This window comes from Desulfovibrio biadhensis (assembly GCF_055388615.1).
Genome location: NZ_AP042477.1, coordinates 4,311,943 through 4,334,016 on the forward strand (window position 1 = coordinate 4,311,943; position 22,074 = coordinate 4,334,016).

General features: G+C 52.3%; 16 protein-coding genes and 1 pseudogene. 5 read left to right on the forward strand and 12 right to left on the reverse strand.

Annotated elements, in window-relative coordinates:
• Window positions 1–90 precede the first annotated feature (90 nt).
• Window positions 91–1,686 carry a protein translocase subunit SecD gene (gene secD / locus ACZ5EH_RS18715; RefSeq protein WP_464275399.1) on the forward strand — a complete coding sequence of 532 codons (1,596 nt, stop codon included), beginning with the start codon at window positions 91–93 and terminating at the stop codon, window positions 1,684–1,686.
• A 48-nt stretch (window positions 1,687–1,734) separates the two neighbouring features.
• Window positions 1,735–2,793 (forward strand): protein translocase subunit SecF, encoded by a 1,059-nt coding sequence (gene secF / locus ACZ5EH_RS18720; RefSeq protein ID WP_464275400.1) that lies wholly within the window; start codon window positions 1,735–1,737, stop codon window positions 2,791–2,793.
• Window positions 2,794–2,965: 172 nt separating this feature from the next.
• Here secF and ACZ5EH_RS18725 read toward each other — a convergent pair whose 3' ends face one another.
• The 5 genes and pseudogenes from ACZ5EH_RS18725 to nadC all read right to left on the reverse strand — a co-directional run.
• Window positions 2,966–5,500 (reverse strand): ATP-binding protein, encoded by a 2,535-nt coding sequence (locus ACZ5EH_RS18725; protein WP_464275401.1) that lies wholly within the window; start codon window positions 5,498–5,500, stop codon window positions 2,966–2,968.
• On the reverse strand, window positions 5,497–6,684 hold the full coding sequence (locus tag ACZ5EH_RS18730; RefSeq protein WP_464278325.1) for an ABC transporter substrate-binding protein: 1,188 nt from the start codon (window positions 6,682–6,684) through the stop codon (window positions 5,497–5,499). The genes ACZ5EH_RS18725 and ACZ5EH_RS18730 overlap by 4 nt, the downstream gene beginning before the upstream one ends.
• Window positions 6,685–6,883: 199 nt before the next feature.
• Complete coding sequence (locus tag ACZ5EH_RS18735) at window positions 6,884–8,467, reverse strand: L-aspartate oxidase (RefSeq protein WP_464275402.1); 1,584 nt, start codon at window positions 8,465–8,467, stop codon at window positions 6,884–6,886.
• Between the two features lie 56 nt (window positions 8,468–8,523).
• A complete protein-coding gene (gene nadA / locus ACZ5EH_RS18740; protein WP_464278326.1) occupies window positions 8,524–9,585 on the reverse strand; it encodes a quinolinate synthase NadA in 1,062 nt (353 codons plus the stop codon).
• Window positions 9,586–9,657: 72 nt separating this feature from the next.
• Window positions 9,658–10,515, reverse strand: a pseudogene (nadC, locus tag ACZ5EH_RS18745) (carboxylating nicotinate-nucleotide diphosphorylase); the annotation flags it as partial.
• 302 nt (window positions 10,516–10,817) lie between these two features.
• Between nadC and mgtE the strand changes: the two are divergent.
• Complete coding sequence (mgtE, locus tag ACZ5EH_RS18750) at window positions 10,818–12,107, forward strand: magnesium transporter (protein WP_464278327.1); 1,290 nt, start codon at window positions 10,818–10,820, stop codon at window positions 12,105–12,107.
• Window positions 12,108–12,111: 4 nt separating this feature from the next.
• Here mgtE and ACZ5EH_RS18755 read toward each other — a convergent pair whose 3' ends face one another.
• Both ACZ5EH_RS18755 and ACZ5EH_RS18760 read right to left on the reverse strand, forming a co-directional pair.
• Window positions 12,112–12,810 (reverse strand): queuosine precursor transporter, encoded by a 699-nt coding sequence (locus ACZ5EH_RS18755; protein WP_464275403.1) that lies wholly within the window; start codon window positions 12,808–12,810, stop codon window positions 12,112–12,114.
• 151 nt (window positions 12,811–12,961) lie between these two features.
• On the reverse strand, window positions 12,962–14,455 hold the full coding sequence (locus ACZ5EH_RS18760; RefSeq protein ID WP_464275404.1) for a sensor domain-containing diguanylate cyclase: 1,494 nt from the start codon (window positions 14,453–14,455) through the stop codon (window positions 12,962–12,964).
• A 179-nt stretch (window positions 14,456–14,634) separates the two neighbouring features.
• Here ACZ5EH_RS18760 and ACZ5EH_RS18765 point away from each other — a divergent pair, with 179 nt between their 5' ends.
• Entirely contained in the window at window positions 14,635–16,359 is a 1,725-nt protein-coding gene (locus tag ACZ5EH_RS18765) for a glycosyltransferase family 4 protein (protein WP_464275405.1), read from the forward strand.
• A 2-nt stretch (window positions 16,360–16,361) separates the two neighbouring features.
• Here ACZ5EH_RS18765 and ACZ5EH_RS18770 read toward each other — a convergent pair whose 3' ends face one another.
• On the reverse strand, window positions 16,362–17,228 hold the full coding sequence (locus ACZ5EH_RS18770) for a lipase family alpha/beta hydrolase (RefSeq protein ID WP_464275406.1): 867 nt from the start codon (window positions 17,226–17,228) through the stop codon (window positions 16,362–16,364).
• Between the two features lie 99 nt (window positions 17,229–17,327).
• On the opposite strand from ACZ5EH_RS18770, the gene ACZ5EH_RS18775 reads away from it, so the two are divergent.
• A complete protein-coding gene (locus ACZ5EH_RS18775; protein ID WP_464275407.1) occupies window positions 17,328–17,672 on the forward strand; it encodes a tRNA-binding protein in 345 nt (114 codons plus the stop codon).
• A gap of 17 nt (window positions 17,673–17,689) precedes the next feature.
• On the opposite strand, the gene ACZ5EH_RS18780 is transcribed toward ACZ5EH_RS18775, so the two are convergent.
• The 4 genes from ACZ5EH_RS18780 to yedF form a co-directional block, all read right to left on the reverse strand.
• Entirely contained in the window at window positions 17,690–18,049 is a 360-nt protein-coding gene (locus tag ACZ5EH_RS18780; RefSeq protein WP_464275408.1) for a hypothetical protein, read from the reverse strand.
• Between the two features lie 124 nt (window positions 18,050–18,173).
• On the reverse strand, window positions 18,174–20,132 hold the full coding sequence (locus ACZ5EH_RS18785; RefSeq protein ID WP_464275409.1) for a CapA family protein: 1,959 nt from the start codon (window positions 20,130–20,132) through the stop codon (window positions 18,174–18,176).
• Between the two features lie 429 nt (window positions 20,133–20,561).
• On the reverse strand, window positions 20,562–21,299 hold the full coding sequence (locus ACZ5EH_RS18790) for a pseudouridine synthase (RefSeq protein ID WP_464275410.1): 738 nt from the start codon (window positions 21,297–21,299) through the stop codon (window positions 20,562–20,564).
• Between the two features lie 75 nt (window positions 21,300–21,374).
• A complete protein-coding gene (gene yedF / locus ACZ5EH_RS18795; RefSeq protein WP_464275411.1) occupies window positions 21,375–22,010 on the reverse strand; it encodes a sulfurtransferase-like selenium metabolism protein YedF in 636 nt (211 codons plus the stop codon).
• Window positions 22,011–22,074: the final 64 nt, after the last annotated feature.

A 22,074-nucleotide genomic window follows, 5' to 3' on the forward strand; every position in this document is an offset into this window, starting at 1 on the left:
TTGTCCTTTGCCGGGTTTCACGCCTGGCTTGCATTACGGCAGACCGGCCGTTCACAGCCAAAGAGCATTCCCCCCCGACGAGGTGAGACGATGAAAGGGAGTCTGCGTTGGCGCATAGCGCTAACACTTGTAGTTACGATTCTGGGCGTCATGTACGTCCTGCCGACAGTCCTGCCGAAAGATTCAAAATTTCGTGATGTTCTTCCTAATGACGAGATCAAGCTCGGCTTGGACCTGATGGGCGGCATACACCTGACACTCGGTGTGGAAGTGGATAAGGCAGTCGACAATGCCTTGTCTCAGGCAGGTCAGGATCTTCGCGCCCTGGCCAGGGAAGACGAGATTATTGTTCTTCGTCCTTCCGTTGATGAAAACGAACACTTGAGTTTTGTTTTGCTCAAGGGCGATCAGCAGCAAGCGCTGGATGAGATTCTCGAGAAAAACTACAAGAACCTCGTTGTCCAGGAACAAAAGCCTCTAGAAGATGGCAAGGTGCAGTACTCTTTGGCATTCTCCAAGGAGTACCGCAAATACATTGCTGACATGGCTTTGGATCAGGCGGTGAAGACAATCCGTAACCGCATTGACCAGTTTGGTGTGTCTGAGCCTGATATCCGCCGCCAGCAGGATTACCGCATCCAGGTGCAGCTCCCTGGCCTGGACGACCCCAAGCGCGCCATCGAAGTGCTTGGAAAGACTGCCCACCTCGAGTTCAAGCTCGTTGCTGAAAATGTGGATATGCAGAAAGCCAAGCAAGGGGTGTTGCCTCCCAATACCGAGCTGGCGATGATGGAGGATCGGAATCCTGATGGGACAACCACGGAACGCCCCATCGTGCTGCAGAAAGATGCGCTTATGACGGGTGAATACATTACTGATGCCCGTTCGAACATTGACAGCATGAACCAGGCGTATGTCTCCTTGAGCTTCAACAGCGCCGGTTCCAGGCTCTTTGAACGTGTCACCGGAGACAACGTGGAGCGCAGACTGGCCATTGTTCTTGATGGCAAAGTCTACTCCGCCCCTGTTATTCGTGAGAAAATCAGAGGCGGTACCGCTCAGATCACCGGTAGTTTCAGTACTGATGAAGCCCGCGACCTCGCCATTGTGCTGCGAGCCGGTGCATTGCCTGCCCCGGTCAAGGTTCTGGAAGAACGCAGCGTCGGTCCTTCCCTTGGGCAGGAGTCCATTGACAAGGGCGTTACCTCGGCCTTGCTTGGTGGCGCGCTGGTTCTGGTCTTCATGATTATTTACTATGCTTTTGGCGGGGTTGTCGCAGATGTGGTTCTGGCCTTGAACATTCTGTTGATCATGGCTGGCCTCGCCGGTTTCGGCGCCACGCTGACATTGCCGGGCATAGCAGGCATTATCTTGACAATTGGTATGGCAGTCGACGCCAACGTGCTGATTTTCGAGCGCATCCGAGAAGAACTGAAAAAGGGGCTGACCCCCAGGGCAGCATTGGACGAAGGCTATAGCCGCGCCACGCTGACCATTCTGGATGCCAACGTGACCACCGTCATCGCGGCGATCATTCTTTATCAGTTCGGCACCGGCCCCATTCGCGGGTTCGCTGTGACGCTGACGCTGGGTATTCTGGCTTCCATGTTCACGGCGATTTTTGTTTCGCGTATCCTGTTCGAACTCTGGCTTGGCAGTCAGAAGAACAGGAAACTGAGCATATAACGCACGGCGGCCCACACCTCGGGCAATAGATTAGAGGAGAGTGCACAAATGGGACTGCGCCTGATCAAGGACGACGTTAATATCAATTTCATCGGCGCGCGAAAAATCGCGTTTATTATTTCGGGCTTGCTTATTTTGCTCGGAATCGGTTCGCTGCTGATGAAAGGCGGCCCTCGTTACGGCATCGACTTTGCCGGCGGTATCATGGTTCAGGTTCAATTCGACCATGAAGTTCCGCTGAAGGACCTGAAAGGAAGCCTGGATAAGGGCAATTTGCCTGACTTTGTGGTGCAACGCTTCGGTATGGAAGGGGATAATGAATACCTTATCCGCATTTCCGCACTGGATCTCGCACCTAATACGGTGCGTGCAGCACTGAACGATACCTTTGGCAAGGACTTCAAGGATGAAGGCTTTGTAATTCAACGTCTTGAGATGGTTGGACCGAAAGTCGGTAAGGATTTGCGATCAAAGGCCATGGAAGCCATGTTCTACGCAGTCCTGTTGATCGCCATTTATATCTCGGGACGTTTTGAGCAGCGCTGGTGGGCTGCGGCGCTCATGGCTGCTGTTCTTGCCTCGGCCATGTATTTTCTTGGATTGTTTGTTTCAATGGGATACCTGACGTTTGCGGCAATGGTTGTCACGTTGGCGCTTTGTTGGCGGCTCAAGCTCAATTACGCTTTGGGAGCCGTTGTTGCCTTGATTCACGACGTGCTTATAACAGTGGGCGTCTTTTCACTCTTGAACAAAGAGTTCGATCTGACCATTGTTGCGGCGTTGCTGACAATCATCGGTTACTCCCTCAATGACACCATCATTGTCTTTGACCGCATTCGTGAGAATCTACGTTCCAAAATCTCCAATGTTTTTGGAATCACTATCAATAAGAGCATCAACCAGACCCTCAGCAGAACCATCTTGACATCTGGTACAACTCTTATGGTTGTTATCTGCCTGTATATGTTTGGTGGCGGTGTTATCCACGATTTCGCCCTTGCTTTGTTGATTGGCGTCAGCGTGGGTACCTATTCCTCTATCTTTGTGGCAAGCCCCATTCTGTTGGCTTTTGTGCCCAGGGAAGAGAGCGAGCCGACTGCCACCTAGCAGTGAGTACCTTGTATACGGTTATAATAAAGGCCGCTTCCCAATTCGGGAGGCGGCCTTTTTGTATCTGGAATCCAGTTGGATGGTAGGCGCGGCAGCTTGTAAAACGGGAAGTACATGGATGGAGTTCCTGGTACAAACCCGTCCATGTAGAGGCGGCGAGAGGTATGCCTCAGGCAGGCAAAACGATAACGAGGATATCAGGATAGCTGGCAAGGCGAGAAAGGTCTATGCGTTCGCAACTGGCGGTGGGAATAACAACCGTTCCCTTGAAACCGGCTTCGACCTTGCTCCATACATCCTCCAGAGGGCACTGGGTTATTTCGCCGGAGCACAGTTTGACGAACTGGGCATTGTCGGAAATGGTCTGGGGATTCAACACAAGGCATTTTTGCGCCATGGGGCTGGAAAGGTGCAACAACCCGTGGATTGTCTGCAGCAGACTGTCTTCATCAATTGGTTTCAAAAGTTCCGCATCGCCATTGGTGGCCCCTCTGCTTTCAAGCACAGCAGAGATAACCACAACGGGTATTTTTCGTGTCTGGGCATTTTGTCTGAGTTTGGAGATAGCAGTTTCACCATCCATTCCAGGCATCAACAAGTCCATAGTGATGAGCGAGGGGTGGTGTTCTGCAGCAAGCTCCAGAGCCTCTTGTCCGGAGTGGGCGAGCAGCACTTCATAGCCTTCAGTTTCAAGCACCTGTTTCAAAAAAGCGCACACAGAAGGATCGTCGTCCACCACCAATAACAGGTCTTTTTCATTGGTAGAAGGAGGCATTACCTTCAAATGCAGAGGCGGTTCCTGCTGCCTGCTTTGCATGGACAAAGCCTGTCGGGCAGAGGGGGGGGCAGCAGATGAAAATATCTGTTTGTCGGCCATCTCTTGCGTTATGGGCAGAGAAAAGAAAAAAGTGCTGCCTTTGCCAAGGGTGCTTTCCACCCAAAGACGCCCGTTGTGATATTCGATGATTTCCTTGCAAATGGGCAGCCCCAATCCGGTGCCTCTGGGCTTGTCCGTCATGGAACCGCCAGCCTGTCTGAATCTTTCGAAAATGGCTTCCTGATCCTGCGCGGCAATGCCCCCCCCGGTATCTTGCAGGCTAACAACAATGGAATCCCCCTTCTTGACCACGCTGCATTTGATGTAGCCTTCCTGGGTGAACTTCACTGCATTGGATATGAGATTGACCATGACCTGTATCAATCGGTCTGCATCGGCAATGATGATGGGCAAGTCTGGGGTTATGTCGATGAAAACGCGCAAGCCGCGTTCTTCATAAAGTGAGCGAGTGCTTGAGAATGCGTGTTCAACGACCTTTTGCAGGGAAACTTCGTGCATGCGCCAGTCGATCTTACCAGATTCCATTTTGGCGATGTCAAGAACATCATTGATTAATTCGGTAAGCCGTTGTCCTTCCGAAACAATGATTTCAAGGTTGCCGCTTATCTGGTCCAGAGTGCGCTGCTGTTTGCTTTCTGCAGTATGCATAAGCGGCGGAAAAATATCGGTTTCGAGCTTTTTCTTGATGATTTTTGCAAATCCGAGCACGGAAGTAAGCGGGGTGCGGAGCTCATGGGAAACGGTCGTGATGAACTCCGTTTTCATCAAATCCACTTCCTTTTCAGCCGTTATATCACTTACCAGGATGACAGCGCCTATGGGGGCACGCCCTTCACGGGGGCGAATGGCCGTGGCGACCGCTTTGCCGTACCTTCCTGCATGAAGGTCTACTTCAGCTGTAAATACCTCTCCCGGCCGCAGAATGCTTTGCTCTGCAATGGCGGAAATCTCTGATGGAAAGAACTGGAGTATTCGCTTACCGCGAAAATTCGCAATAGGAAGACCAAACTGGTGCAACAGAGCAGGGTTATTGAGAGTAATGTGGTCCTGCCGGTCCACAACAAGAAGCCCGTCTGCCATGTTGTCTAAGATACCTTCAAGGTACGCCAGCGTATCGGTGAGTTCCGAGGTGGCTTTTTCCACCTTTTGCTCAAGAGTCGCAATGAGCGACGAGAGCTCATCCGCCATGGTGCGCATGGTATCCGCCAACATACCTATTTCATCATTGGAACTTATACGGACATCGGCCTTGAAGTCGTGCTGCCGCAATTTGTGTGCGTAATCCGTAAGTAGTTGCAACGGTTTTGAAATTTTGCGCATGACCAAGTACAGGAGCAGGACGCTTCCCCAAAAAATGAAAAACATGAGCGCCTGCATACGCAGCGCAGCAGTGGCAATGTAGCTACGCACCAGCCCCATATCCATGCCTACGTGCACATGCCCAGCCACGCCGGCCAAAATGGGTTTGGAGATGTCCATGACATTGCCGTACCCGGGAATATCCAGGCGGATGATTGTCATGCCGTGGGGATCGATATGCATATTGAGAACTTTTGCGGGCACTTCTGGAACAAAGGTGTGGGAGATGATGTTTTGTTCGCCATCCTCCACAAAAACGTATGCAACACCTTGTATCTCAAGGAATTGATCGATCATGGACTGGATTGTTGAAAGATCTCTGTTCAGAAGGACTTCAACACTTGAACTGGCGATGCTGCGTGCAATGGCGCGCCCTTTGCTGATGTATTCCTGGGTCATATGTTTGTGCAGGGTCCAGACAGAAAGAATTGTCGTGGACGTTGCCACAACCCCGAACAACAGGACCATGAGGAAAAGTGTGCGCCTGAATAGTTTGGATTTCCTCATCTTTTCCAAACGCTCCAGTCAGTAATCGGCACAAACGCTTTATCAGCAACTGTGGTGTAATAAATAACGTGCAGCCCCTGATGTCGCTCCGCAGAAAATTTGACGGTTTCGTCCAGCCCGATATCAAGATCATCAATGGACATGACGGCCTGCTCAATTTTATCCCTGCTGGGATTTTTTCCCATTCGTTCGAGCACTGCTGTAATGACTTTTGCATTGAGAAAACCTTCAAAGCTCACAAAACTATATTGCAGTGAAGAGTAGCCATGCTTATCGAATTCTTGAGGTGGTGATGGTTCAAGCTGATCCATGAACTTCCTGTATTCACGCACAGCAGGAAGAGACATGTCCTCGTAGCTCGGCACTACCTGTGTGTTTATAAGGTTATTAGTATAGTCCTTTTTGTTTTTTGCGCCGATTGCAATAAGCAAATGCAGCAGGTTTTCACTGCCGACAAACGACAAGTTGGCTATGGGGACGTCAATGCCTGCATCTCTGGCATCCCTTATGAAAGCGGCGCAGGCGGCATACGCCCCCACGAGAATGATGGCATCTGGGGATGCTTTAGCAATGATGTTAACTTGATCGACCATGGACGTGTAAAAAGAAGCTCCCCGTGCGTAGGTTGCTTCTGCAACGATGTCAGACGCATAGAGCGCTAGACTGCGGCGTACGCCGTCCCAGCCACTACGCCCGTATGCATCCGCCTGGTAGAGCACGGCAATGCGTTTGCGCCCCAATTTTTGAAAATGGCGTATAAGTCCTTCTGTTTCCTGGCGATAGGAGGCACGGAGGTTGAAGACGTATTGATTGTAGGGAGGTTCACGCTGGGGTTGGGCGCCGGTAAATGGGAAAAACAGATAGATTTTTCTCTTGTTGAAAAGTTTGAGCAAGGGGAGAACCCTGGCAACGGTGGGGGTGCCAACATAATTGAAAAGGGCCAAGGCGCCTGCATCAACAAATTCAAGGGTGTTTTCTATTGCGGGGGTGGGGTCGTACCCGTCATCTTTGGCGAGTATCTCAATTTTACGGCCATGCACGCCGCCGTTTTGGTTGATATGTTGAAACCAGGCCATACTGCCGCGGTAGAGCTCTATCCCCAGCCCTTTGCTGGGACCAGTAAACGCAGCAGACATGCCGAGTTTGATACTTTCAGATTGCTTATCCGCCGCGGTTGCGCACAATGGCAGCAGGATAAGAAATATACAAAAAAAGGGCGCTAAAAGAGCGCCCCCTGGCTGTAAGAGGGGAAGACATTCAAGGAATCTGCTTCCTCCTGAAACAAAGTCTGAAAAATTACGTTCAACTGCCATGCTCATCCAATCCCCGGAATGGTTTGATACAGGCAAAGTTGAGTAACTATATCGTATTGTCTCAGGCAACTCAATCAATTGTACGGTGGCACCCTATACTCTTTTTATTACGCTGGGCAGCAAGTGTGATGATGTAAGCGGCATGCGCGCCATGAAAGAGATCAACCAGAGATTTTGACAAGGGTGTACGTCTGTAGAAATCATGCAAGTGCTTGTGCAGATTTCTCAGGTCATCCACAGCGCGTTGCAGTCTTGAGCCTGTACGGGCAATGCCTACGTAGTTCCACATTGTATGGCGCAGGGTGGCCCAATCCTGTGCAACAAGCGCCGGATCTTCGTTGTGCTCGTTTCCAGGGGATTCCCAATCTGGTATGGCGTCGCAAAGCCTGTTGCGCGCGGTTCTTCTGCCGTGGAGTCGTTTGGAGATGTCTTGAGCCGCGCTGGCGCCCCAGAGCAAACCTTCCAGAAGCGAGGTGCTTGCAAGACGGTTGGCACCGTGGACACCTGTGCAACTGCACTCGCCAGCACAATACAGGCGTTCAAGGGTAGTGCGGCCGCGCAGGTCAGTGAGCAGGCCCCCGCAAAAATAATGGGCTGCCGGTACCACGGGGATGGGGTCACGACGGATATCAATGCCGATCTGCAGACATTTTTCGAAAATAGTGGGAAATTGTTCCGTGAGGTCCACATCTACATAGTTGGCGGCGTCCAAGTAAACGCAATCTTCGCCTTTGTGCAGCATTTCTTCGAGTATGGAGCGTGAAACCACATCGCGGGCAGCCAAATCTGCATCAGCATCGTAGTGATGCATGAATGGTTCGTTATCGGAGTTTACCAGTTTAGCCCCTTCCCCACGGAGAGCTTCGGTGATCAGAAAACGCCGCTGCGCCCTGTGGAATAATGCGGTGGGGTGGAACTGCACAAATTCCGAATTCATGACCCAGGCGCCGGCCCTGTACCCCATGCTCAATCCGGAGCCGATAGAGCAGGGCTTGTTTGTCGTATGTAAATAGATTTGCCCCACGCCGCCTGTGGCAAGAACAGTATAATCAGCAAGTGCGGTGATGACTTGTCCCAGTTCTTCATTAAAAAGATAGGCGCCCACGCACTGCTTGGTAAGCTGGTACTTGAATTCGAGACTCCGGGCATGGTGGTGGCTGGTCAGCAAGTCAACAGCCGTGCATTTCCTGAGCACGCGAATGTTGGACATTTTCTCCACTTCGCGCATCAACCCATCCATTATTGCTCTGCCGGTAAAATCAGCGCAGTGCAGAATGCGTTTTGCAGCGTGCCCACCTTCCCGGCGCAGGTCCCACTCACAGGAATCCGCTTTGGCAAAAGGGATTTCCAGGCGATCCACGAGAAGTTCCTGGACAACTCGGGGGCCCTTACGGCTGAGGTAGCGTACGGCACGGACATAGTTGAATTCCCTGCCCGCATCGATGATGTCTTGCTCCAGTTGGCCAGGGTCTGAATCTTCTGACTGAAATACGATGCCCCCTTGGGCGAGGGCGGTATTACCATTGTCCAGACCGTCACCAGCAGTGACAAGGGTCACTTCCAAGCCTTGCTCGGCCAATATCAATGCTGCAGTGCAGCCAGCAATGCCAGAACCAATGACCAGGCTTTGCGTCCTGAATCGTGTTTCCTGCATTAAAACTTCTCCGTAAAAGTCACGATCTGTATGCCGTGGCGGGTATAAGAATGTAATCAGGCGCTTGCGTCGAGCATGCGCTGCAATGCCAGTCTGGCAGGTTCAGCTTCATCCATGGCCACCTTTACAGGCGCAAGTGGAGATTTGCCGGAGGCTATGCCTTCCAGCAGCGCCGCCAATTTGGCTTGGGTCACCTTGGCCATGTTGGAACAGCCAATTTCAGCCAGTGGCAAGATGGTCTTTTCACCGGCGTATTGCTTGGCGAGCCGGTTGACGAGATTGATTTCTGTGCCCACGATAACCGTGGCACCTTTAGGAGCTTCTGCAACATAGCGTATGATATGCGAAGTGGAGCCCGCGCTATCGGCAGCCTGCACCACACTTGGCGGGCATTCGGGGTGCACAACCACACGCGCATCAACGTATGCCTTACGTGCTTCTTCGATTTGCTTGGCCTTGAAGCCATGATGGATGGCGCAGCACCCTGGCCACATCAATAACGTGTGGTCGGCGGCCGCTTCTGGAGAAATAAGCTGCCCCTTTTTCCTGATATCCAAAACCAAGCGCGTTGCTGCGGGCATTCCCAGTTGATCCGCGGTATTCATGGCCAGATTTTTGTCAGGCAAAAACAATACGGCGTCACCTTGTTGCAGCGCCCAGGAAAGAATTTTAGGGGCATTGGCGGATGTGCAGACAGTGCCGTCAAAACGACCGCACACCGCTTTTACCGCAGCAGAAGTATTGACGTAGGCAACAGGCACGACCTTGCGGTTCCCCGCGTTGAGTCGCTCCAGTGCTTCGGCCACCAGACTGGCTGGCGCCATTTCGCTCATGACGCAATCGGCTGCCGGATCGGGTATATACACTTCCTGTCCGGTTTGTGCGAGCAGGGCAGCAGATTCCGCCATGAAATAAACACCGCAGAAAACAATATGTTTAGCTTTTAAAGCGGCAACCTTGCGAGCAAGCTCCAAAGAATCACCAACGATATCAGCATGGCGCACCACATGGTCGTTTTGGTAATGGTGCGCGAAGATTATGACATCATCGCCAAGTTTGTTCCGAGCAGCATCTATACGTTCGCGTTCGGCTTCAGAATCAAGAGGCGAGTCGCCTATACCACCAATAATGTTGGCATGGAGCCTGGGATGGCCGGGAGTAGTCTGAACTGGTTTCACTGTCATACTTAAATCCACGCTAGGGGCGGAATGGGTGATACGCCCCACTGATATGAAGTCAGCGCCAAGGGCTGCGAATTCTTTGATATTTTCCAAAGATACGCCACCACTTATTTCGCTTTCTATGTCCTTTGGAATCATGCGCAGGGCCATGGCCATGCTGTCTTTATCCATATTGTCCAACATGATCCGGTCCACTTTGATGCCGACTGCTTCCTCCACCTCCTCAAGGGTTCTGCATTCCGCCTCAATTGGAGGGCAGGGGGAGTATTTGCTGCGCAGTTTGGCCACAGCTGCAGTGATGGAGCCGGCTCTGTCGATGTGATTGTCTTTGAGCATGAGCATGTCTTCAAGGTTCAAGCGATGGTTGAACCCTCCACCAAGACAAACGGCGTATTTCTCAAGATACCGCATGCCAGGCATGGTTTTGCGTGTATCGAGAAGTCGTGTCTTCGTGTTGCCCATGGCCGCAACATAGGTTTTGGTGAGCGTTGCCACGCCGCTCAAATGCGTCATGAAATTCAGAATAATCCGTTCGGATTTGAGCACCAGGGAAGCTTGCCCCTGAATACGAAGAAGCGTGTCGCCTTTCCGGGCACAAGCGCCTTCCGTGAGCTGTAACAGGACAGTAAAGGGCGCGCTTGGCGAAAATGCAGCAGCACAACGTTCAAGGATTATGCCGGCAAGGGGGAGCCCCGCGACGACACAGTCTTCTTTGGCTCTTACAGTGGCTTCTACCAACTCCCCGGGGCCGAACAGGCCGTCCGAGGTAAGGTCGCGTCCATCTTCCTCGATAGCGAGATCAATGACACGTAATAACACACGTCTGGCTTCATTTTGAAAGAATTTGACAAAATCGGTAGTGTACATGGTGTTTTCAGCGGCTCATGTTCATGATAGTGATGTCGAGTTCTGGGGCGGTATTCTCAGATTTGCTTGGTGATTAAGGTGTACGTCGACTTTTTGTGAGCACGGAGTTTCACTCCCCAGATCAACATACCCGTTGTATAAGAGTATAGCTTATGGCGATGGAAGAAAAAAAGCAAACATCTCCCGATTCCCAGCACTCGGAGAAGGAAAGGGCGCACGATACTGCCACTGCGGGTGAGCAGTCCGTGGGAAGTGAGACACCAGATCTCCACACCACTGGTCCAAAGCCCGATTCCGAGGTTATGGATATATCTGCAGAAGAAATGGAGAATATCCATCCTGCTGACGCCGCTGATCATCTTGAAAGCCTGCCTTTGGAAGAACAGGTGCGTTGGGTCGGGCAGTTGCCTTTGCCTACTGCGGCTGAAGCGCTGGAGGAAATGGAAGAGCACCAGCGGGTTGAACTGCTGGAAAATCTCGAATCCGCCCTGGCTGCCCGAATCCTGGGAGAAATGTCTCCGGATGACGCGGCCGACGCCCTTGATGAACTCGATGAAGAGCGCCGCAATAAACTTTTACGTCGCCTGAAGCACGAAGACGCACGCCTGCTGCGTCGGCTCATGCGTTTTGATCCTGACAGCGCCGGTGGCGTCATGACCACTGAGTGCCTTGTGCTGGATCACAGGTTGTCCGTGGATCAGGCCATTTCCTTCATTCGCAAGGAAATAGGGGACAAGGAAATTCCCTATTATACCTACCTGGTCGATGAAAACGACCGTCTCATCGGCGTGCCTTCCTTGCGGGACATTTTGCTGAGCAAGCCGGGCACCATGCTCAAGACGCTTGTGGAAGGCAAAAGTCTTATTGCCGTGCATTTTGACGTGGACAAGGAAGAAGTGGCGCACCAGATCAGCCACTACAACTTTTTGGCTCTCCCCGTCATAGACTATGACGGTAAATTTCTCGGCGTGGTTACCCACGATGACGTCATCGACATCATCCATGAAGAAGCCAGCGAAGACATGCTGGGTATGGTGGGCGCCGGTCAGGACGAAACCGTTGATACGCCTTGGCGCTCCTCTGTTCTCAAGCGCCTGCCCTGGCTCTGCATCAATATGATCAATTCGGCCTTTTCCGCCTATGTTGTACACCTTTTTGAGGGCACCATCACGGAAATGGCGATTTTGGCAGCCTTGATGCCCATAGTCGCCAACCAAGCAGGTAATACGGGACAACAATCTCTGGCGGTTGTCATTCGGCAATTGGCCATGGAGCGGTTTGACCGCAAGCGCATTTGGTACGCCATCCTGCGGGAAGCCAAGATTGGCGTGGCCAATGGTTTGATAGTGGCGGTGCTCGTATTGCTCCTTGTCTTTGGGATCACGCACAAAATCGCTCTTGCAGAGGTAATGTCCATAGCCTTGGGCATGAACATGGTGCTGGGCGCCGTTGCCGGCGCCTCCATTCCTCTGGTGCTCAAAGAGCTTGGTCGCGACCCTGCCCAGGCGTCGAGCATCTTTTTGACGACCATCACCGACTCGGCCGGTTTTTTCATATTTCTCGGCCTGGCGACGGTCGTCCTTTTTCACTGACGCTTCAGGCGACGTCCCTTTCCAGTGAAATTTCACGGGGCTTGATAAGCTTGGCCAGATAGACGAAGGGTGTGTCCAGCACAGCGACGATCACCTTCATCAAATACGTTGTCAGCAAAATCTGCCACCATACTCCCCATTCAAAAACGCCGATAAAGGCGACAGCACAGAAGATCAGACTGTCCAGAAGCTGGCTGACCAGAGTGCTGGCGTTATTGCGGAGCCAGAGATGGCGACCGTTCGTGCGCTGCTTGAAAAAATGGAATGACCAAACATCATGCAGTTGCGAGATCAGATAGGCCAACATGCTCGCAAGGGCGATGCGCGGCAGAAAACCGAAGATAACCTGCAGGTGTGGGTCTGCAAAGTCACTTTTTGCCGGTGTGAAAAGCAGTGCTATCTGCATATATATCATTGCCAGCAAAAGGGTGGCAAAGCCGAGATAGACGCCTTTTTTAGCTTGCTCCTTGCCGTAAAACTCTCCCAAAAGATCGGTAGCCAAAAAAACGCTGGCGTAAATCACATTGCCCAGCGTGGTGGTCATCCCGAACAACTCGACCGTTTTCAGCACCTGAATATTGCAGAGCAGCAAATTGAACACGATCAAGCCATACAGACCCACGGCGCCAAAAAATCGATAAACTCCCAGCGCCAGGGTCAAATCGAGCAGGGCAAAACAAATCCAGAGAAGTTCATTACTCATGAGTAGGGTACCTTTTTTGGGGGAGAGAATTGGAATCAACCTTCGCCGCTGCCCCTACAGGAGGCGGGAGCTCAGGTCAAGAAACGCCACGGCGCCGCTGTCTGATGCAGCAGTGCCGTAGCGTTAGAGAAGTCGTATGGTTGCGAGATGCTCAGGCGCGCATAAGTTCAGCCTGAGCTTCCTGGTCGTTGGCGACCATCACTTGATTACGGCCTTTTGCCTTGGCCGTATACAATGCCTTGTCAGCTTCGCGGAGCAGGTCGCTCTTAGGCTTGAATGCGCCGGGAGGCAGGGTGGCAATACCTATGGAAGCAGTAACGTTGAAGAAATTGTCTTCCATGGCGAAACGACGGCGGGCGATCTTAACCCGTATGCGTTCAGCCAGCACCAATGCCTGATCAGCGCTTGTCTGCGGCAGGATGATTGCAAACTCCTCACCCCCGTATCTGGCGGCAAAGTCTGTTGTGCGTACAGATTCTGTGAGCATTTTTCCCACCTCTTGCAGCACAATGTCGCCACCTTCATGACCGTAGGTATCATTAATGTTTTTGAAATAATCCAGGTCCAGGATAAGTACGCTCAGTTCATGCATATATCGATGGTGGCGCAGCAGTTCTTCTTCAAGCCGCACGTCAAGATGTCTCCGATTATACAGCTTGGTCAAGCCATCGAACTGGGCTTGATTGCGCACTTCATTGTACATTTGGGCATTGCGCAAAGCCAGAGAAAGATGCTTTGCAGCGGAGTTGAGGAGCTCCACCTGGTCGCGCCCCAGCCGCAATTCTTTTTCTGAGAGCATAACAAGGCAACCAAATGTCTCGGCGCCGCTATTCATAGGGATAATTGCAACACGTCCCGGCTGTGGCCCAATATTACCGATGTCTTTATCAGCATGGGGCGCTTCAAGCCGTGTGATCCGATAATTCTTCACAGATTGCATGGCGAGTTTCAGGATGCTCTCGCTTATGAATGCGACCCATTCATCTTCTGCCTGGGTGTTTTCAGTATTTGCCAAGTATAACTCGGCATCCAGGCTACCGTCTTTTTCTATGTTCCAGACGGCCCCTTGAATCAATTTTACAGGGAAAAGCTGGCTTATCTCCTCACAAGCGAGCTTTAATATCTCTGCAGGTTCGAGGGATTCCGATACCCTGGAGACAAAGCGGTTGATGAAGCTCAGGTGCTCATTTTTGCGGGCAAGAAGTTCACGCTCCAGGTAAATCTCCTGTGTCATTCGATAGATATCGCCATAGACACTTTTCATTTCCGTGGCGCGTTCCAGCACACTCTGTATGGCGCTTTCCTTTAACGGGGTGCGCATTATCTCCATAAACCCTTTGCCCAGCGCCTTTTCGAGTTCTTCAATGGCGTCATCAGGCTGAAGCAGGAGAACACGCTGCATGTTGTCATAGGTTTGATACAGGCGTTTTCGCCCTACTGAGAGAGCGTTCCACGCTTGTAAAGGAATGAAAAGGACCAGAGGCTCGTCTTTTTCCAGATCTTTTTCGCCAGGGGTTTTCCCTGAGCCGGAAATATTGAAAGAGCGCAGCTGAAAACCCACCCCTGCGTATTCCCCAATACGCCGGCGCTCTTCTGGTCCTAGGCCGATACCCCATAATACTGTTGTCGCGGTGCGAGACTTCAAGGTGTCTCTCCTTTTTGTGCCGCCGTGTCGGAAAAACGACGGAAAATAGAGTTCACGCCTGACACCAAGCAAGATCAGGGCCAGAATCTGTTTTCAGGGGGTATCGGTGAAAATAGGCTGTTTTCTTTACACTGGATGCGGACGAAATTGCCGGTTTCTGAAGATATCTAGGGAATGGAGTGGAAATAACCGGCAGGTCATTTGACAAGGGCAGGGCAATATGGCTTCTGTCGTCCATGGATATTCATGGAGCTTGGGGAACGCTTGACCCCTTCATCGAACACTCCGGCGTTATGGGGCGCAGTGTCGCCAACGCCGGTTTTTTGAAAGCACTGCTAAAGCAGGACCCCTTTCCTGAGTACCATTTTTTTCTGGCTGGGGCAGGAGAGGGCAAAGGAGTGCGCACGTTCCTTGAAGAACAGCATCCCACTCTCCTGGATTGTCCCGGCAAGATCAGGATAGGCACAAGGCCCGACTTGTTACGCGCCCTGCACACCAACGACTACCACTGTTTTCATCTGTCAGATTGCATCAATTATCCACCCCACTTGGCTCGTCTTCGTAATGTGCTCGCGCCTACTCTATTTCCCGTCACTTCTGTGACACACTCCTTGAGCTACGCGCGCTATAGCTCTGACTTTTTTGCCCATATCTGGCCAGGGAAGACACCTCGCGATGTCATTGTGGCCACCAGCGAAACCGCCCAAAACATGCTACAAGGGTGCTTTAGCCATTTGCAGCAGGCTTATGGTCTGGACACCATGCGTTTTACTCCCCCAGCTATAAATGTCGTGCCCCTTGGCATAGAACTGGGGCAGTTTATGCCGCTAGGGGCGGATGAGCGGTTGGCCTGTCGCGAAGGGTATGGGATTGCTTCCGACAGCGTCGTACTGCTGGTTTTTGCCAGGCTGTCACACACGGCTAAGCTGGATTTGTTGCCACTTTTGCATGCCATACGCCGTGCTGCAGCACCTCCTTTGTCGAGCCGTCAGTTCACGCTTCTTTTGGCCGGGGCCAGCGATGCAAGGGAGCATAGTGACTATCTTCAACATGTTCGCACACTTGCAGGCAATATCGGTCTGAATTTACAGGTTGTGACCAATCCCGATGACGCAGAGCGCAGACAGCTGTTCGGCTCCAGCGATATCTTTGTTTCGCCCGTGGACAACTATCAGGAAACCTTCGGGTTGACGCTGCTGGAAGCCGGAGCCATGGAACTGCCTGTAGTGGCATCGGATTTTGATGGCTACCGACATCTTATTGATCATGGAAAAACCGGCTTTTTGATCCCAACCCTGGCTTCGTCAGACACCACCACCATTGATGCCGCCGCAAGGGTCCTCATGGACAATCAGCATCATCTTTGCAGCGCCCAGCAGCTCGCCGTGGATGTTTCTGAGCTGGCCAACAAACTGCGCGAACTGGCCATGGCCCCTGAATTACGCCAAAAAATGGGGCGCGCAGCCCGCGAGAAAATTGCCAGCACCTATGACTGGGACACAATTGTTCGGGATTACTGCACCTTATGGGAGCAGCTCTGGCAGATCCAGATACCCACCCCGCAGGAGCAGGCCATCCGCAAGGAGCCACACCCCTTGCACCTGCCGCTCTCTGGTGTTTTTGGCGAATATCCGAGCAGGCTACTTGAACCTGGGGTGCGGTTGCGCTGGAGTCGCTCGGGAGAGGCTTTTTACCGGGGAAAAGAGGGCCTGGTCATTTACGCCGGCCTGCAAGGTCTGCTGCAGCCAGAATACATACGTACGGCATGTTTTCTGGCAAGAAAAGGCGTAATTGCTGGAGATTTGGCAAGCAGACTCGCCCAACAGCACGGACTGGCGATGGACGTTGCTCTGTGGTGCCTTCTCTGGGCTCTGAAGCATGACCTGCTGGAGTTAGACACCTGAGGCTATTCGGCAGCTTTGCCGGCCCCATGCTCCTGCAGAAAAGTGGTGGCTTCACGCGCCACCGCCCCATTGAAAAGCATGGCTACATGCGGCGTGCATGGCCCCCGGCGTTCCTCCCAGCCGTCTACTCCAAGCTGCAGGGCACTTTGCGGCGTCACGAATTCGTCACTGTATGAAGACAGGCTCAGGCATGGAGCAGGGGGTGGGGCATCCAGTTGCTGCAAACGCGCAGCCAAATCACCCTTATATATCAAGCTCCGGGCAAGATCTCCTAAACCGAGCGCGGCCAGCCTGCTGCCTTTATGGGGGGCGCCTAACGTCACTGCGGCCAACACTTCTTTGCGTCTTGCGCCCGTTGCCATGTAGTGTCTGGTCAGCAATCCCCCCAAGCTGTGCCCCACAATGTATATGCCTTGACCGGGGCACTGTTGGGCGGCTTCTTCTATGCGTTGTTCCAGCTTTTTCGAGATACTGAAAAAGTTTGCCCTGAAACTCCAATAGCTTATTGCATAAACATTGTGAAAGCCCGCGGCCTGCAAGCGACGCCGGAAAAACACCCAGGCAGAAGCATTATGGTAAAGGCCATGGACCAGTATCACAGGGGGAGTGGACGCATCCTTTGCCATGGCTGGAAACCAGAGGCGCTTCACAAAACCTGGCAGATAAAAGACAGCGACAACCAATTGAGCCAGGTAAGCCTGCATGAAACCTTGCAACAAGAGTGCGGGAATAGAACGGCGTGTCTTTTGTCGCAACCAATCAAGGCCAGGACCATTCACGATTTCATAGAAGTACAGGATATGTGTCAGCCCCACAACAAGTGCGCTGATAAGTAAATACAGAAGAATCAAATCCCAAATCCAACACATGTCGCTGCTCCTTGACAAAACATGAGGGATGCAGGAACCTTTAAGTAGTACTTTATGGACCTGTCAAGTATGACAAACAAAGAGCATCAGGGAAGATAAATGGAAAACAACCTTGAATATGATGCCTTCTTGCGCGTGGACATGCGGGTAGGGCGCATTGTGAAAGCCGAACCTTCGCCCAAGGCCAGAAAGCCGGCCTATAAGCTATGGGTAGATCTTGGACCACTGGGAATAAAGCAAAGTAGCGCACAGATAACCAACCACTACACGGTTGATGATCTTATTGGCCGCCTGGTGGTTGCCGTGGTGAATTTTCCGCCCCGGCGCATTGCTGATTTTACCTCAGAAGTCCTGGTCATGGGTGTTGACGGGCATCCTGATGCCCCCGGTGTGGTGCTGCTGCAGCCGGAACAGGACGTTCCCCTAGGGGGGCGGGTATACTGACGGCCCAGGTCCGACTCTCAATGTGTTGGGCCTTCAGTGCGAAATTGCCAATGCTGGGGCGGAATGTCCATGCAAAGGCTTTTATCCCCCAAGTCTGTGCAGAGAAATAAGACACCACTTTTTTCATCCCAGAACAATTGGCGAGAGAGAAGGGCCAGACTGTCAGCAACCGTCAGAGAGTGTAAATTCGCGGCGGGTACGTAACGGGGGAGCACTTCCCGCGCAACGTTTTTGATGGCCTCCAAAGCCTGCTCGGAAACAGCGACTTCGTCGGGCTCCAGCGCATGCCAGAATTCTGCGGTGTGATTCCCCACATCATTGCCAGCAATACCTCCAGCATCTTTTATCAGGTATGGAGAATGTGCTGCTGTACTCATGGCGTCCCCCGGTATGCAAGGTCATTCATACAGGAAGGCGAAATGCCCCCTGTTTTGGAACTTGCAAAGAGCGGACCGCCATGAAGGAGTACTTTGTTTTCTTACATGCGCAAGGAGCGCCAGCCTAGTTTTGATGCAGTATCAAGCCTGCGTCTTTGGTGTCGAAAGTCATCGCCAGATCAGTTTTTTCAGCTTTTGTAAGGGCAAGATACTCCTGAGTAAGCTGCACAATTTGCCGGGCAGCGGCCATATCGGGGTCAGGCCGGGGAAGTCCCTGCGCAGTCAGTCGAATGGGCGCCATTTTCCCCGTTACAAATTTTCCCGTTTCAGCATCCAGCTGTAACCGCAACACGGCGCTAAGGCCACAAGAGCCTCTGGTGCTGAAAAGTTCATAGGTGAGAAAATTGCCAAGGCTGTAGGCAATAAGATGCCCCTTGTAGACTTCCATGGCGCGCAGAACGTGCGGTCCATGGCCCAAAACCAGCGAGGCGCCTGCGTCTATGACGGCATGGGCAAAGGCCACCACATTGCCGCGATTTTCTCCCAAGAACATTTCTGTTTTGTCAGTAACTTGCGTGGCGCCAGAGCCCTCTGCGCCGCCGTGGAATGAAACGATAACGAGATCGTGGTTTTTTTTCAGCTCAGAAACAATTCGTTTTGCCAACGGAATATCCTGGATTGGGTAGGCGTATCGACGGCCACGGTGTGCAAAGCCTACCACGGCTATACGTTTGCCCTTCATGGTCAGATGCGCCACGGCTTCGCCACCTGCAGGGTGAATATTGTTACTGCGCAGTGTATCCAAAGTGCTTTGCTGTCCTGCGGGGCCAAAATCGTGACCATGATTGTTGGCTATGGAAACGGTGTTGAACCCTGCACGCACCAGGTGTTGCACATATCTTGTGGGGGTGCGGAATTCATAGCAATTTTCAGAACCCGATGTGCATTTTTGCCCCTCACCACTATCCGCAAGAGGGCCTTCCAGGTTACCGAAAACCACATCCGCCCCTTTGAATAAATGCGCGACATGGGAGAATAATTTTTCTCCATCATCAGGGGGGAGGGCGTTGGCCTGGTAGGCAGATCCCATCATGATATCGCCCACGGCAGCGATATCTATCACTTCGCGGGAGTCCAAGCCCATATGGGGTTGCAGATTTTGGGCTTTTGGCTGGTAGCTTCCCAGGGAATCCATGCGCGAGGCCACGACTGACGTATCTTCCTGCCCAGAGAGCATGGGGGCGGCTTGCTTCGCCTGCAAGGGCGTGTACGTTACTGAGGCGTCCTGGAGATTGTCATTGTGTATACTGAGCCCCGGATGAGTTGGTTGTGAGGAGGCAATTTCGTGGGGCTGCGGCGAGGGGACAGGCATCTTTGCGGGAGAATCGCTGTTGCCCTCCAAGGATTGATTCTCATGGCTGGCAAAAACATTAGGCAGGGAACCGGGTGAGAGTATTGTCACTTCTACACGCCGGTTGCGAGCGCGCCCTTCTTTTGTGTCGTTGGTGGCCAGTGGGCGAATCTCGCCGTATCCTTTTACCACACTCCGTTCCAGGGAAATTGCGTGATGTGAAAGCAACAGCGTCTGTACCTGCCGGGCCCTGCGCATGGATAGGCGCTGGTTGTCTATGGCTTTGCCAACGCTGTCGGAATGCCCCTCGATGTGTGCAAATGTCCCAGGGTTTTGATCCAGTAATGTTGCTATCCGCTTCAAAGACATCAAGCTGGAGGCATCCAGACTGGCTTCTCCAACATCAAAATGCAGCAGAAATTTTTGCCCGATGGCTTGGGACATGCCTTTGGTATTATACTGTCCATTTTCGGCTGCGTGGACGTACACTTCTTTACTGCCAGATGCCGCATCAATGACAGGCCCTTTGATTTTTTCGGTCGTGGTTGACTGACGGTCAGTGACGGGGGCAGGAAGGTCGGTCAAAGACTCGGCGGGACTGCTCTTTTTTGCAAATGGAGCTGTGCTTATGTTTGCCGTTGCCCCCTGATTTGTGGCGCAGGCAGTAACAAAAAGCAGGCAGGACGCCAGAAGACACAGGACAAAACAGGAGACAACACGCTCTGAATTCATGCCACACCCCACTTTTATGCACCGTACTTCTCTGAAAAAACACGGTTCCTGCGACTCAAGAAGAAGGGGCGGTCACACAATCAGTAACGCGTTAGTACCGCTTTGACGCGCACTTCAATGGCAAGACCGAATAAAAGACCGCCCCTCTTGGGTTAGGACATGGCGCGGCACCACACTCCCAAGCAAACAAGACGAGAACCTGCTGGATGCTGTCTTGTACAAGAGAGAAGTGATTCCCCGTACCGCTGCGCATGTCGGCAACTATAGCTGCGTGTTTATACCTGAAGAGTAGTTTTTATACAAAAGGATTTTTAAAAATTTCAAGTAGTTGTAGATTTTTTCAAGATAAAACCAAGAGGCTTTCAAGAGAAAAACAGGTGGGATTCAGGAGTATTATGTGGTTGTTGTGAGAGCGGATCTGGAAGATGCCTAATTCAGGCCAACAGCTTTTTTAAGAGCCGCAACATCTTTTGGAGTCAGGTGGCGGAATTCTCCAGATTTGAGAGTGCCAAGGGACACTGGCCCCTGCGCCACACGTCGTAAAAACCGGATACCCAGCCCCAGGTCGCGGCACATGCGCCGAATCTGGCGGTTAACGCCCTGCATAAGTGTCATTTCCAGCTCATTATGAGACACGACCTGTACACCTACGGGGGCAAGCTGATCACCTTCTGCGAGGCGCATGCCTTTGCGCATGATTTGCAGCATGCCTTCGTCCACACGCCCTTTTATTCCTACACGATATACTTTTGGCAAATGATAGCGTGGATGTGTCAGGCGGTGGGTCAACTCGCCGTCGGTACTCATCAAAAGCAACCCCTCGCTCATAAAGTCGAGACGCCCCACAGGTACTGGACGACGGTTTGCAACTTGTGAAGGCAAAAGGTCGATGACGGTTTTGCGCCCCTGAGGATCGTCAAACGTCGTCATTATTTTGGGGGGTTTGTGTAAGGCGATGTACAGGTGTTTTTCTGCAGGCGCAGAGAGGAGGGCGCCGTCCACTTCTATACGGTCAGTATGCGGATCAATTCGCAGACCAGGGCTGTCTACAATCTGACCGTTGACGCGTACGCGGCCGGCAAGAATATATTCATCCGCCTTGCGTCTCGAGCAGACACCGGCCTGGGCAATGGCTTTGTTTATACGCAGCAGATTTTCTTCAGCCATAACAAAAGGGTGCTTAAACGGTCCTGCGGCAGACACGGATTGCCTGCCGCAGCGACCACATGTTAGCGCCCTTGTTTACGGCCTGATGATCTTGCTGGCAAGTTGCAAGCTGGTAACCACATCCAACATGTTTGTGGTCTGGCCGACTTGTTTCTTGTCCAACAGGCCAAAAAAATCGAGGCAAGTGCCGCACACCAGGATTGACACGCCCTGGCTTTCCAGCTTTTGCAGTATTTCCAGACTGGCGCTGCCTTCCGTAGCCAGCTTCACCCCATCATTGACCATGATGATGCGCCAGAGTTCATCGCCGAGTTCCGGCAATGTGGCTACAAAGTTGCCCATCAGCTTTGCACCGAGTTCATCATTACCTTGCCCCATGACGGCGGCGGTGATGAAGACACAGATGGTCTGCTTGCCGACTTGAGCAAGTTCGGCGTCGCTCATGACTTCGCAATTGCACGCCGGAGACTGCGGCGCGGCCTCTCCTGCTTGTTTGTCGGTGGCGGTGATGCGCCAGGTGCCGCCGTCGGCAGCTGCCTCTACGGCGTCATATCCCTGGCTGGCAAGAAAGCGGCTTACATTTTCTTTGGCAGGCTCATTGTCTACGATGACCACAAAGCTTGCGGGCCGGTCCTTTTCAATGCACTGTTTGCAGCGCAGTACGGGCTGGGGGCAAGGCAACCCCTTGCAATCAAGTTCCTGTATTGGCATGACTCTGTCCTCCAATGAGCAATGCATACCAATCTTAATCTCAGGTCAAATGAATCAATACGAT

What these genes read in the sequence shown, in the direction of transcription:
- ACZ5EH_RS18780 (WP_464275408.1), bottom strand. Translation starts at nt 18,049, where the DNA reads ATGAGTACAGCAGCACATTCTCCATACCTGATAAAAGATGCTGGAGGT.
- ACZ5EH_RS18785 (WP_464275409.1), bottom strand. Translation starts at nt 20,132, where the DNA reads ATGAATTCAGAGCGTGTTGTCTCCTGTTTTGTCCTGTGTCTTCTGGCG.
- ACZ5EH_RS18725 (WP_464275401.1), bottom strand. Translation starts at nt 5,500, where the DNA reads ATGAGGAAATCCAAACTATTCAGGCGCACACTTTTCCTCATGGTCCTG.
- ACZ5EH_RS18735 (WP_464275402.1), bottom strand. Translation starts at nt 8,467, where the DNA reads ATGCAGGAAACACGATTCAGGACGCAAAGCCTGGTCATTGGTTCTGGC.
- ACZ5EH_RS18790 (WP_464275410.1), bottom strand. Translation starts at nt 21,299, where the DNA reads ATGGCTGAAGAAAATCTGCTGCGTATAAACAAAGCCATTGCCCAGGCC.
- ACZ5EH_RS18775 (WP_464275407.1), top strand. Translation starts at nt 17,328, where the DNA reads ATGGAAAACAACCTTGAATATGATGCCTTCTTGCGCGTGGACATGCGG.
- secF (WP_464275400.1), top strand. Translation starts at nt 1,735, where the DNA reads ATGGGACTGCGCCTGATCAAGGACGACGTTAATATCAATTTCATCGGC.
- yedF (WP_464275411.1), bottom strand. Translation starts at nt 22,010, where the DNA reads ATGCCAATACAGGAACTTGATTGCAAGGGGTTGCCTTGCCCCCAGCCC.
- ACZ5EH_RS18770 (WP_464275406.1), bottom strand. Translation starts at nt 17,228, where the DNA reads ATGTGTTGGATTTGGGATTTGATTCTTCTGTATTTACTTATCAGCGCA.
- ACZ5EH_RS18755 (WP_464275403.1), bottom strand. Translation starts at nt 12,810, where the DNA reads ATGAGTAATGAACTTCTCTGGATTTGTTTTGCCCTGCTCGATTTGACC.
- mgtE (WP_464278327.1), top strand. Translation starts at nt 10,818, where the DNA reads ATGGATATATCTGCAGAAGAAATGGAGAATATCCATCCTGCTGACGCC.
- secD (WP_464275399.1), top strand. Translation starts at nt 91, where the DNA reads ATGAAAGGGAGTCTGCGTTGGCGCATAGCGCTAACACTTGTAGTTACG.